Origin of the sequence: Novosphingobium sp. 18050, from assembly GCF_902706195.1 — a bacterium.
Classification (GTDB): domain Bacteria; phylum Pseudomonadota; class Alphaproteobacteria; order Sphingomonadales; family Sphingomonadaceae; genus Novosphingobium.
In genome coordinates, this window is the sequence record NZ_CACSJO010000012.1 from 39,595 (window position 1) to 51,172 (window position 11,578).

General features: G+C 63.7%; 11 protein-coding genes. 3 read left to right on the forward strand and 8 right to left on the reverse strand.

Annotated elements, in window-relative coordinates; genetic code table 11:
- Positions 1–368 precede the first annotated feature (368 nt).
- Together infA and GVL61_RS13095 are read left to right on the forward strand one after the other, a co-directional pair.
- Positions 369–638: a translation initiation factor IF-1 gene (infA, locus tag GVL61_RS13090; RefSeq protein ID WP_043973776.1), complete on the forward strand. Its 270-nt coding sequence runs from the start codon at positions 369–371 to the stop codon at positions 636–638.
- A gap of 35 nt (positions 639–673) precedes the next feature.
- Positions 674–838, forward strand: a complete 165-nt coding sequence (locus GVL61_RS13095) for a hypothetical protein (protein WP_159980734.1) — start codon at positions 674–676, stop codon at positions 836–838.
- Positions 839–1,096: 258 nt separating this feature from the next.
- Here the strand turns inward: GVL61_RS13095 and GVL61_RS13100 are convergent, their stop codons facing one another.
- From GVL61_RS13100 to polA, 4 genes are all read right to left on the reverse strand, one after another.
- Positions 1,097–1,285, reverse strand: a complete 189-nt coding sequence (locus tag GVL61_RS13100) for a hypothetical protein (RefSeq protein ID WP_159980736.1) — start codon at positions 1,283–1,285, stop codon at positions 1,097–1,099.
- Between the two features lie 70 nt (positions 1,286–1,355).
- Positions 1,356–1,562 (reverse strand): cold-shock protein, encoded by a 207-nt coding sequence (locus tag GVL61_RS13105; RefSeq protein ID WP_159980738.1) that lies wholly within the window; start codon positions 1,560–1,562, stop codon positions 1,356–1,358.
- A gap of 207 nt (positions 1,563–1,769) precedes the next feature.
- Complete coding sequence (locus GVL61_RS13110) at positions 1,770–2,933, reverse strand: mechanosensitive ion channel family protein (protein WP_159980740.1); 1,164 nt, start codon at positions 2,931–2,933, stop codon at positions 1,770–1,772.
- Between the two features lie 118 nt (positions 2,934–3,051).
- Positions 3,052–5,919 carry a DNA polymerase I gene (gene polA / locus GVL61_RS13115; RefSeq protein ID WP_159980742.1) on the reverse strand — a complete coding sequence of 956 codons (2,868 nt, stop codon included), beginning with the start codon at positions 5,917–5,919 and terminating at the stop codon, positions 3,052–3,054.
- A gap of 208 nt (positions 5,920–6,127) precedes the next feature.
- Here polA and GVL61_RS13120 point away from each other — a divergent pair, with 208 nt between their 5' ends.
- Positions 6,128–6,454 (forward strand): hypothetical protein, encoded by a 327-nt coding sequence (locus tag GVL61_RS13120; RefSeq protein ID WP_159980744.1) that lies wholly within the window; start codon positions 6,128–6,130, stop codon positions 6,452–6,454.
- Between the two features lie 74 nt (positions 6,455–6,528).
- Here the strand turns inward: GVL61_RS13120 and GVL61_RS13125 are convergent, their stop codons facing one another.
- The 4 genes from GVL61_RS13125 to GVL61_RS13140 form a co-directional block, all read right to left on the reverse strand.
- The gene (locus GVL61_RS13125; protein ID WP_235037687.1) at positions 6,529–7,416 is read right to left on the reverse strand and encodes a serine hydrolase; all 888 of its coding nucleotides are present in this window, start codon (positions 7,414–7,416) and stop codon (positions 6,529–6,531) included.
- A 529-nt stretch (positions 7,417–7,945) separates the two neighbouring features.
- A complete protein-coding gene (gene groL / locus GVL61_RS13130; RefSeq protein WP_159980748.1) occupies positions 7,946–9,589 on the reverse strand; it encodes a chaperonin GroEL in 1,644 nt (547 codons plus the stop codon).
- A 44-nt stretch (positions 9,590–9,633) separates the two neighbouring features.
- Entirely contained in the window at positions 9,634–9,921 is a 288-nt protein-coding gene (gene groES, locus GVL61_RS13135) for a co-chaperone GroES (RefSeq protein ID WP_056768022.1), read from the reverse strand.
- Positions 9,922–10,104: 183 nt separating this feature from the next.
- Positions 10,105–11,529: an MATE family efflux transporter gene (locus tag GVL61_RS13140; RefSeq protein ID WP_159980749.1), complete on the reverse strand. Its 1,425-nt coding sequence runs from the start codon at positions 11,527–11,529 to the stop codon at positions 10,105–10,107.
- Positions 11,530–11,578: the final 49 nt, after the last annotated feature.

An 11,578-nucleotide genomic window follows, 5' to 3' on the forward strand; every position in this document is an offset into this window, starting at 1 on the left:
TCAAATCCAGCCGGTCGGGAAAAAGAGGCTGGTCGAGGTCCATGGCGGCGCTCCTGATTGCGGGAGCTCGAAGGGTCTCGCAGTCACCGATGTGCAAAAACGTCTCGGCAATGTGGCCAGCATACGCCATTTCCGGCAAGCTGGCTAGGCACGTGCACCCCGTGCCGGTTTCTCAGCCGATCCTTATCGCGGAAGTTGCAATTTTCGCGAGGACGCTCTATATGCATGTCGCTGCGTCGCCTGCGACGGGACATTTGTGCAGCCGCTTCACGCGGTGTCGCCTCCCTTTTCTAGCTGCTTGGCTCTCAAGGCTTGCCGTTGCAACAGCGCGGTCGGCAGGGGGCAACGCTTTTTTCGGAATTGAAGACTTGGCCAAGGAAGAACTGCTTACGATGGAAGGCTACATCGAGGAAATCCTCCCCGATGGTCGCTTTGCCGTACTGCTCGACAACGAACACAAGATCATTGCCTACACCGCCGGCAAGATGCGCAAGTTTCGCATCCGCTCGGTCGTCGGTGATCGCGTGCACGTCGAAATGACTCCGTACGACCTTACCAAGGGTCGCATTGTGTTTCGTGAGCGCACGCCCGGCCAGGGTGGTCCTCCGGGCCAACGACGCGGTAATTTCAGACGATAGGAACCAGCGGCCGATTGCCGCGATTATAGGATATCATGCATACAAATATCATGGGCGGCTCGGACCGCCCCAAGACCAATGCCTTCAACCCCAGCGCCTTCGCATGCGACATGGCCCTGCCCGCTTCCCTACGGAAGTCCGGCCCGGGCCTCCTGACCAGGGAAGACCTTCGTCACCTGGTCGCCGCGATGGTCGACTGAAGGCAAAAAAAACGAGAGGTACACCCCTTTCCCGCGCTTCGGCCGGGAAAGGGCCTCGGGACCACCGGTCCTTTCAGGCAGTTCTCTCAGGCTCCGGCCACCAGCCCCCACACCATTAGAATCATGATCACGCGCCAGGCGAAGCTGGCCGACTGCGGCTTTGCGCCCGGCTGGCCAGCTTCGCCTGGCGCGCGATCATGATTTACGGCGCCGGATCAGCGCGATACCGCATCGATCCAGCCAGAAACCACCGCCGGGTCAATCGACCACGCGGGCGGCATCCTTCGCGACGCGGGCTTCTTCGGTCTGTCGGATACGCTCTGACATAGCGCGCCATGCGGCTTCGGATCGCAGTTCGCGATCGCGCACGTTGTCGAGCTTCGCGGTGTCTGCGGCCATGGCGGCTTCCGCTGCGCGACCGTCACAGAATTCACGGCTGAATGACATGCTTGAACTCCTGACGAATTTTTGAACGCCGGGGAGCGAGCAATGCCCGCACCCCGGAAAAACGTCCGCGTCAGGCCGAGCGCAGGTTGACGGCCGAAGCCTTGCCGTTGCGACCCACTTCGACTTCGTAGGAAACGCGCTGGTCCTTATCCAGCGTCCGCATGCCTGCGCTCTGCACGGCAGAGATGTGCACGAAGCTGTCCTGGCCGCCATCTTCCGGAGAAATGAAGCCATAGCCCTTGTCGGCGTTGAAGAATTTCACGGTGCCGGTCGGCATGTCTGTTCCCTTTCAAGAAACGGTAGTGGTGGCGTGCAAGTGCAGCGCCGGTCGTGCGTCAAGTCGGCTAGTGAAAGGAAATCGTCGCAAGAAGGAGGAATTGCAGGAAGTTTCTTCCGGCGCAAAGTCCCAATATTGCCGAAAACCGTCGCAAAATTCGACGTCAGCGGCCCTTACGGTAGCACGATTGAAGAATTAAACCCATATTTAATTGACTGCCGACATGTTGCCCGGCCCGGAACGGCCTCCTGTCGACGCACTCACGGCCAGCGCCTCGGCCATCGAAGGCGCCGCTGCAAGCTCCATCGGCGTCACCTGCATGTGACGGCGCCGAGCCAATGCCTCGGGCATTTCGCGGCGAATCCAGTCCATCATCCCCTCGCGGATTTCGCAGCGCAGGTCGAACAGGATCGGCCCGTCGCGCGCGCTCATCAGCAGGCGCACTTCCAGGGTCTGGTCGCGGCAGTCGGTCACTTGCAGTATCTGGGCCCGCCTGTCCCAAAGGCGGTGTGAGGTGATCTGGCGGGTATATTCCTCGCGGATAGGGCCGATCTCCGCGCCGTGGTCGAGGTAGAGGAACACCGTCCCTAGTAATTCCGAACTGGTCTTGGTCCAGTTCTGGAAAGTGTCCTCCAGAAAGCGATTGGACGGCACCACCAGCCGCCGGTCGTCCCACACGCGTATGACCACGTAAGTCGTACGAATATCCTCGATGCGGCCCCATTCGCCATCGATGATAACGACGTCGTCGATGCTGATCGGCTCGGTCATGGCCATCTGGAAGCCGGCGATCAGGGCCTTCAGCGCTGGCTGAGCGGCCGCGCCGACCGCCAGCGCGGCAACGCCGGCCGAAGCCATAAGCGTCACCCCCACCTCGCGCACGCCGGGGATCGAGGCGAGCATACCGGCGATCGTCAGGAACACGATCAGGAAGGTGCCAATACGCGCGAAGATCGACAGACGCGTGCGGCGGCGGCGGGCGTTGCGGTTGTTCTCTATCGAAATGTCGGCGCGCACGATCATGGCCTCTACGAAGGCCTGCAGGATGGTGATCGCGATCCAGCCCGTCAGCAGCGGCATGATGAAGCCGGCAAAGCGCAACCATATCGCCTCCAGCACCGGCGTCTCACGCGCGGCAAGGATAATGCCCAGCGACACGAAGGCCCAGCGCGTGGGGCGCTGCAACCGGTTGACGACGATGTCGTCCGCGTCGCTGGCGCTGGAGCGGGCGATGCGGTTGAGAATTCGGAAAAGCAACGCATGGGCTGCCACCGCGATGACAACGCCCAGAACGGCGGCAAGAATCGCGAGCAGCGGCCGCTCGGCCCAACCGGGCAGGCCCGTGACGTAGCGTTCGATGAAATCGATCATGGGGGTAGAACCATGCTGCAGTGCAGCAGGTTCCCATCACGGCACGGAATGTCGTACCGAGAAGGCAGCGCGCCTCTTGTCCTCCCCCGCCCGGGGAGGACTCAATCACCCGGCAATGTCAGTGGGCGGCGCCCCAGCTTGATCCGAAGCCGATTTCCACACCCAGCGGCACGTCGAGGCTGACCGCGGGCGTCGCTGCCTGGGCCATCACCCGCTCGATCACCGGCTTGGCCGCGGCAACGTCGCCTTCGGGCAGTTCGAACACCAGTTCGTCGTGCACCTGCAGCAGCATCCGCACATGGCCGAGCCCGGCCTCGGCCAGCGCCGGGTTCATGCGGACCATCGCGCGCTTGATGATGTCGGCGCTCGTGCCCTGGATCGGAGCGTTGATCGCCGCGCGCTCGGACCCTTGGCGCTCGGCCTGGTTCTTCGCATTGACGCGGGGGAACCAGGTCTTGCGGCCGAACAGCGTTTCCGAATAGCCATTGGTGCGCACGCCCTCCAGCGTTTCGTGGATATAGCGCTGGATGCCCGGGAAACGTTCGAAATAGCGGTCGATCATCGCCTGCGCCTCGTCCGCCGGCACGCCCAACCGCCCGGCAAGGCCCCAGCGCGAGATGCCGTAAAGGATTGCGAAGTTGATCGTCTTGGCCCGCCCACGCGTGTCGCGGTCGACCACGCCGAACATCTCCATCGCCGTGCGCGAGTGGATGTCCTCGCCGTTCGCGAAGGCTTCCTTGAGGCTGGGCACATCGGCCATGTGCGCGGCAAGGCGCAGTTCGATCTGCGAATAGTCGGCCGAAAGCAGGACATTGCCGGTATCCGCCACGAAACAGTCGCGGATCTGGCGGCCGATCTCGGTGCGGATCGGGATGTTCTGCAGGTTCGGATCGGTGGACGAAAGGCGCCCGGTCTGCGCGCCGACAAGGCTGTAGCTGGTGTGGACGCGCTGGGTGGCGGGATTGATCGCCGCCTGCAGCGCCTCGGTGTAGGTGGAGCGCAGCTTGGACAGCTGCCGCCATTCCAGCACCTGCGTCGCAACTTCGGCGCCCTGCCCGGCCAGACCTTCGAGGATCGACTGGTCGGTGGAATACTGGCCGCTCTTGCCTTTCTTGCCGCCCTTGTAGCCCAGCTTGTCGAACAGGATATCGCCCAGCTGCTTGGGGCTGCCGATGGTGAATTCCTGGCCGACCCTGGCGAAGATTTCCTTCTCCAGCGTGCCGATGGCCTCGGCGAACTGGCTGGAGAGACCCGCCAGCTTCTCGCGGTCCACCTTGATGCCGTGGCGCTCCATCTGCGCAACCACCGGGATCAGCGGGCGGTCTACCCGCTCATAGATCCGGGTGCCCCCTTCGTAGGACAGGCGCGGCTTGAGGGCGCTGTGCAGGCGCCATGTGACGTCAGCGTCTTCGGCGGCGTACTGCGTCGCGCGGTCGAGCGGGACTTCGCCGAAGGGAATCGCCTTCTTGCCGGTGCCGCAGATCTCCTTGAAGGTCAGGGTGGTGTGCGCAAGGTGGCGCTGCGACAGCTCGTCCATGCCGTGGCCACCGCCGATCCCGTCGAGCGAACGCCCGGCATCAAGACAGAAACTGACAATCATGGTGTCATCAACCGGCGAAACCTCGATGCCGTGCCGGGCCAGCACATTGAGGTCGTACTTGATGTTCTGGCCGACTTTGAGGACCGCATCGCTTTCGAGCAGCGGCTTGAGCCGTGCCAGTGCTTCGGCCAGTGGGATTTGCTCGGGCTTCTCGGCGAACATGTCGTTGCCGCCGTGGCCCAGCGGGATGTAGCAGGCCTGGTTGGCGCCCACCGCAAGGCTGATCCCGGCAAGGTCGGCGCGCATTGCATCGAGCGCCGAAGTCTCGGTATCGATGGCGACGAGGCGCGCGGCAGCGGCGCGCGCGATCCACTCATCCAGTTGCGCCACGGTGGTCACGCACTCGTAGGCGGTACGGTCGACAGCGGGCCATTCGGGCAGCGGCTGGCGCGAGGCGCCTGCGATGCCGCCCACGCCGGTGCCGTCGCCATTGGCCTTCACGCCGGCGGTAGCGGCCTTGGCCGGATTGAGCTGGGTCGCCCGCTCAGGGCTGCCTGAGCCGAGGTCGAGCCGCTTGAGCAGGCTGGTAAAGCCGTGGAAACCCAGGAACGCGGCGAGCGGCTCGGGCGGAATCGCGGCCAGCTTGAAGTCATCCAGCGCCATCGGCAGCGCGCAATCTTCCTTGAGCGTTACCAGCACCTTGGAGAGGCGAGCCTGCTCGGCCTGCTCGATCAGGCGCTCCTGCAACTTGGACTTCTTCATCGCCGGCGCGGCAGCCAGCGCGGATTCAAGGTCACCGTAGTCCTGGATCAGCTTGGTCGCGGTCTTGGGACCGACTCCGTAGACGCCCGGCACGTTGTCCACCGCATCGCCCATAAGCGCCAGCACGTCGCCGACCTTATCCGGAGCGACGCCGAACTTTTCGAGCACTTCGGGGATGTCGATGCGCTGGTTCTTCATGGTGTCCAGCATGTCGACGCAGCCACCGCCGATGCCGCACTTGCCGACAAGCTGCATGAGATCCTTGTCGGAAGATACGATTGTCACGTCCCAGCCCACTGCGGTCGCCGCGCGGGCGTAGGAGGCGATGAGGTCGTCCGCCTCGTAACCCAGCTCCTCGATGCAAGGCAGCGAGAAGGCGCGCGTGGCATCGCGGATCAGCGGGAACTGCGGGACCAGATCCTCGGGCGGCGGCGGGCGGTTGGCCTTGTAGTCGGCATAGATATCGTTGCGAAACGACTTGCTGGAGGCGTCGAGAATCACCGCAAGGTGGGTGGGGCCGTCCGCTTTGTTGAGGTCTTCGGCCAGCTTCCACAGCATCGTCGTATAGCCGTAAACCGCACCCACCGGCGTCCCTTGCGGGTTGGTGAGCGGCGGCAGGCGGTGATAGGCGCGGAAGATATAGGCCGAGCCGTCGACGAGATAGAGGTGCTGCTTGGAATCCATGAGCGATCCCTAGCAGCGCCGGGGCCGGTCGTCAGCAGGGCAGTGGATTTCACCGGGCATGGAACCGATCGCGCCCGCAGGAGTTTTGGCACCGCGCTTGAAACCTCGCGCGGCGCCTCCTACCCACGGGCCAGAGCCCGACGAAGGAGGCTCACGCGGCGTTTCGCCGACGGGGTTATTTCGCAGCTAAGAGGGATACACAGACACTATGCGCAAGATTATTTTCGCCGCCGCAGCAGCCGTGACCGCCATGTCGCTGGGCGCCTGCTCGGAAAAGACCCAGGACGCCACCGAAACCATGGCTTCTTCGGCCGGAGACGACATCCAGGCCGCTGCCACGGACGTGGGTGATGCCATGGGTAACGCGGGCGACAAGGCCTCGCAGGCTGCCGACGACACCGCCGACGCCGCCAAGGACGCTGCCAAGAGCGCAGAGAAGACCACCGACGACATCGCCGCAGACGCCGAGAAGGCCGCGAACGATGTTGCCAACGAGATGGCCAATCACACCGATGGCGATCCGAAGACCAACTGATCTTTCGCTATCGCGGAACGGAAAAGGGGCCTCGCGGCCCCTTTTTTGTGTCTGCCCTCGGCTCTTTGACTGCCTCAGCGCGAGGAGGCGGTGCGCCGCATGCCAGGGGCTTCGGTGAGGTAGCCGTTGTAGACAGTACGGGCGATGCTCGCGATGCGCGATTCGCGGCCCGGGCGCCCGCCCTGCCCCGTCACATAGATGGCAACGGCAAAAACCCGGCCATCGGGCGTCTGGACAATGCCGACGTCGCTCGACGTGTTGTTGAGCGAGCCGGTCTTGTGCGAAACCTGCGCACCTTCGGGAAGACCTGCGGGAATGCGGCGCTTGCCGGTGACGCAGCGGCTCATTGCGCCAAGAATCACACTGCGACTCGACGGGCTCAGCCACTTGCCCTGGTAGATGCCCGAGAGAAGCTGGACCATGGCGTAAGGCGTCGCGCTGTCGCGCGTGTCGACCACGCGGGCAGGATCGATGGCGCCGTCGTCACGGACCAGCGTGGCGATGTCGCGGTCGATGTGCCAGTCGTCGATACCCGCGCGCCCGACCCAAGCATTGACCGCCTTGGGGCCGCCCACGACCTTGAGCAGGGCATCGGTGGCATAATTGTTGGAGCGCGTGATCATCAGTTCGATCAGGCGCGAGGCGGTCATGTATTCGCCCGCGCGGACCGGCGCGACCGCGCTGGAGAACGGAGCCGAGCCGACCGGGACCATCAGCGGGAATTCGCTGGTGAGGCTCCATTTGCCCTTGTCGACGCCTTCGAGGAAAGTTGCGGCAATGGCGATCTTGCTTGTGCTGGCCATCGGGAAGCGCTGGTTGCCCAGCACATCGACCATGCGGCCGCTGGTAAGGTCCATCGCGGCGACGCCGATGCGCCCCTGCGAGGCATTGGCGACGGCTGCCAGCTGCTGGCCAAACGGTGAGGAATAAGTACGCGGCCCACGCTGTTCGGTGCCGAACATGTCGTCGAAGCTGTTCTGAACTTCGACCACCTGGTCGGTCGCCCGCGCTGCGGGTGCAATGGGCTGAAGTTGTTCGGCATAAGCCGCGCCCAGCGGCAGCAAAGCTGCTGCAGCGGTCATCGCCGTAGTTGCGAAAGTGCGCCAAATGCCAGCACGGCACCGCGCAAAAAGTTGGCCTGCCCCGGTCATGCAGTCCCCACCATAAAGTCGTCCACGTTCCCAAACGGTTAACGGAGTAGAGATAAAACGCCACTCCCTAGCGACGAACCGCATCGGGTTTGCGGCAATTTCCCGAATGCGCACTTTCCTTTCGCGCAGATGAATGAATCTGGCACGTTGGCTCGACTGCGCATCAACATCCTTCAACAGGCTAAGTCCGGGCGGCGTGCGCTCGTCCTAGACTTCCGTTCAGCCTGAATTTTTCGAAGGCCCCGCGATCGCACGCGGCACACGAACCTCAAAAGAAAAGGGCCGGGAGATTGCTCTCCCGGCCCCTTCATGTCCGTCGATGAGATCGACGGGCTTCTTATCAGAAGCCCATGTCACCCATGCCGCCCATGCCGCCACCCATGGGGGGCATGGCAGGCTTGTCGTCGGCGCGCTCAACGATCGCCGCTTCCGTGGTGATCAGCAGGCCAGCAACCGAAGCTGCGTCCTGGAGTGCGATGCGAACGACCTTGGTGGGGTCGATCACGCCGGCAGCCTTGAGGTTCTCGTAGACGTCGGTCGCGGCGTTGAAGCCGATGTTCTCGTCGGTCTGGTCGAGCAGCTTGCCTGCAACGACAGCACCGTCGCTGCCGGCGTTCTCGGCGATCTGCTTGACCGGAGCGAGGATCGCCTTGCGGACGATGTCCACGCCGCGGGTCTGGTCCTCGTTCGCGCCGGTCAGACCGTCGAGAGCGCGGGTTGCGTACAGCAGAGCCGTACCGCCGCCGGGGACGATGCCTTCTTCAACGGCAGCGCGGGTAGCGTGGAGAGCGTCGTCGACGCGGTCCTTGCGCTCCTTGACTTCCACTTCGGTCGCGCCGCCGACCTTGATGACAGCAACGCCGCCAGCAAGCTTGGCGAGACGCTCCTGCAGCTTCTCGCGGTCGTAGTCCGAAGTGGTGACTTCGATCTGCGAACGGATCTGCTCGACGCGGGCCTTGATTTCGTCGTGCGAACCGGCGCCGTCGACAATGACGGTGTTGTCCTTGTCGATGGTGACCTTCTTGGCTTCGCCAAGCATGCCGAGCGTGACGCTCTCAAGCTTGATGCCGAGGTCTTCCGAGATCATCTCGCCAGCGGTCAGCGTGGCGATGTCGCCCAGCATGGCCTTACGGCGATCGCCGAAGCCCGGAGCCTTGACGGCTGCGATCTTCAGGCCGCCACGCAGCTTGTTGACGACGAGCGTGGCCAGAGCCTCACCCTCGATGTCCTCGGCGATGATGAGCAGCGGACGGCCCGACTGCACCACGGCTTCCAGGATCGGAAGCAGCGCCTGGAGCGACGAGAGCTTCTTTTCGTGGATGAGGATGTAGGGGTTGTCGAGCTCGACGGTCATCTTCTCGGGGTTGGTCACGAAGTAGGGCGACAGGTAACCACGGTCGAACTGCATGCCCTCGACGACGTCGAGTTCAAACTCGAGACCCTTGGCCTCTTCGACGGTGATGACGCCTTCCTTGCCGACCTTGTCCATGGCTTCGGCGATCTTCTCGCCGACTTCCACGTCACCGTTGGCGGAAATGATGCCGACCTGGGCGATTTCCGAGGTGCCGGCGACCGGGGTCGACCGGGCCTTGAGGTTCTCGACGACCTTGAGGACTGCGAGGTCGATGCCGCGCTTCAGGTCCATCGGGTTGATGCCGGCGGCAACCGACTTCATACCTTCGCGAACGATCGCCTGGGCGAGAACGGTCGCGGTGGTGGTGCCGTCGCCGGCCTTGTCGTTGGCCTTCGAGGCCACTTCGCGCAGCATCTGCGCGCCCATGTTCTCGAACTTGTCCTTGAGTTCGATTTCCTTGGCGACCGAAACACCGTCCTTGGTGATGCGGGGAGCGCCGAAGCTCTTCTCGATCACGACGTTGCGGCCCTTGGGACCCAGGGTTACCTTGACTGCGTTGGCGAGGGTGTCGACACCGGCGAGAATGCGCTCGCGAGCGTCACGCGAAAAGCGTACGTCCTTGGCTGCCATTGTAGAATTCCTTTAGTAAAATCAGCTAGATGGATGCGAAAATCTTAGGCGATGACGCCCAGGATGTCCGATTCCTTCATGATCAGCAGGTCTTCACCCGAAACCTTGACCTCGGTGCCCGACCACTTGCCGAACAGAACGCGGTCGCCGACGGTGACGTCGAGCGGGGTGATGGTGCCGTTTTCAGCGCGGGCGCCGGTGCCGACGGCGACGATTTCGCCCTCAGCCGGCTTTTCCTTGGCGCTGTCGGGGATGATGATGCCACCGGCCGTCTTTTCTTCGGCCTCGACGCGGCGCACGAGAACACGGTCGTGCAGCGGGCGGAAAGTCATTGGGAATCTCCCTAATATCCAACGAACATAAAACTGGATTGGCACTCGACAGTAAGGAGTGCCAACGGCCGTGGATATGGTCTCCGCCCCGGGGAGCGTCAAGCGGCGTGTGCTAGAAAAAATTCACCGGCGCACTGCCCCCGCGATGAGGTGGTGCCGCAGAAGGGTAGGCGCAATGGATGACTAAGCAATGACTGCGTGGATCACAGGTGCGGAAGACGGTTGAACCGCCGACTCGGGCACCAGCCGGAAACGGCCACGCCAGTGCCAGCGCGCCAGCAGCAGGATCGCCGCTACGGTCAGCCCTACGGCAAGGCCGATCCATACGCCCACCCCGCGAAGGGGCGTGAACAGGCCCAGCGCAACCGATGTCGCAAAGCCCGCTGCCCAGTAACCCAGAACCGCGATCACCGCCGGAATGCGCGTGTCCTGAATGCCGCGCAGCGCTCCGGCGACGACGGCCTGCAGCCCGTCGGTAAGCTGGAACACGGCGGCGACGAACAGGTACTGCATCGCCAGGATCACCATGCCCGCGTTTTCAGGCGCCGAAATATCGACATAGGCCGAGATGATGGCCTTCGGGAACAGCAGCATCGCCAGCGCCGAAACGCCCACGAACGCCAGTCCGATCACGATCGCCGCCCAGCCTGCATGCCCGATCGCCGCCTTGTTGCCCGCACCGTAGTGATAGCCGACCCGGATCGTCGCCGCCTGACCGATACCGTAAGGCACCTGAAACGCGAAGGCCGCGATCTGCAGCGCCACGGTATGCGCGGCCAGCTCCGTCTCGCCAACGCGGCCCATCAGGAAGGCGGCGCCGCTGAACAGCCCGCCTTCGGCGATCAGCGTCGCAGAGATCGGCAGGCCAAGGCTGAGCATCTGACGCAGACGGCTCCATTCCGGCCGCCACCAGCGTCCGAAGATATGGAAACGGCGAAGCTGCCGGTCGCCCCGGATCGCCAGAACATAGGCCAGCACGGTGACGCAGGCGGTAATGACACTCGCCGTCGCAGAGCCGTTGAGGCCCAGAGCGGGCGCACCGAAATTGCCGAAGACGAGGGCATAATTGCCCAGTGCATTCACAAGAATGGCGAGCGCGGTAATCATCGTCGCGAAGACCGGCCGGCCCAGCGCCGAGACAAAAGTGCGCAGCACGTTGGCCACGGCCATCGGCACCAGCGCCAGCGAAACCACGCGGATAAAGCTGCCCGACAGCGCGGTGACATGCGGGTCCTGCCCGGTCGCCAGCATGATCGTCTCACCCAGCGAACACACACCGACCGCGCCAAGACCCAGCGCCAAGGCCAGCCACAGGGCCATGCGCACCGAACGGCGCACCTCGCGGATCGAATTGCGCCTGCGCCCGACCTCCGCCGCGATCAGTGGAGCCACTGCGCCGGTCACGCCGTTCAACCCCATCATCACGACCGCAACGATGGCCACCGCGAGGCTCGACGCCGCCAGAGATTCCTGCCCCAGCCGCGCCACGAAAATCACGTCTATCGCGAAAACCGCCATCTGCAGCATGTTGGCAAGCGCCAACGGCACGGCAAGTCGCAAGGTCGCGCCGAGTTCGGCGCGGAACGGATGGTGGTGGCTCTCCCTCATTTGAGGGGCGCGATAGGGCTTCGGGTGCTGGCAGGAAAGCGATTCGTGA

What these genes read in the sequence shown, in the direction of transcription:
- GVL61_RS13095 (WP_159980734.1), top strand. Translation starts at nt 674, where the DNA reads ATGCATACAAATATCATGGGCGGCTCGGACCGCCCCAAGACCAATGCC.
- GVL61_RS13100 (WP_159980736.1), bottom strand. Translation starts at nt 1,285, where the DNA reads ATGTCATTCAGCCGTGAATTCTGTGACGGTCGCGCAGCGGAAGCCGCC.
- GVL61_RS13105 (WP_159980738.1), bottom strand. Translation starts at nt 1,562, where the DNA reads ATGCCGACCGGCACCGTGAAATTCTTCAACGCCGACAAGGGCTATGGC.
- GVL61_RS13110 (WP_159980740.1), bottom strand. Translation starts at nt 2,933, where the DNA reads ATGATCGATTTCATCGAACGCTACGTCACGGGCCTGCCCGGTTGGGCC.
- polA (WP_159980742.1), bottom strand. Translation starts at nt 5,919, where the DNA reads ATGGATTCCAAGCAGCACCTCTATCTCGTCGACGGCTCGGCCTATATC.
- GVL61_RS13120 (WP_159980744.1), top strand. Translation starts at nt 6,128, where the DNA reads ATGCGCAAGATTATTTTCGCCGCCGCAGCAGCCGTGACCGCCATGTCG.
- GVL61_RS13125 (WP_235037687.1), bottom strand. Translation starts at nt 7,416, where the DNA reads ATGTTCGGCACCGAACAGCGTGGGCCGCGTACTTATTCCTCACCGTTT.
- groL (WP_159980748.1), bottom strand. Translation starts at nt 9,589, where the DNA reads ATGGCAGCCAAGGACGTACGCTTTTCGCGTGACGCTCGCGAGCGCATT.
- groES (WP_056768022.1), bottom strand. Translation starts at nt 9,921, where the DNA reads ATGACTTTCCGCCCGCTGCACGACCGTGTTCTCGTGCGCCGCGTCGAG.
- GVL61_RS13140 (WP_159980749.1), bottom strand. Translation starts at nt 11,529, where the DNA reads ATGAGGGAGAGCCACCACCATCCGTTCCGCGCCGAACTCGGCGCGACC.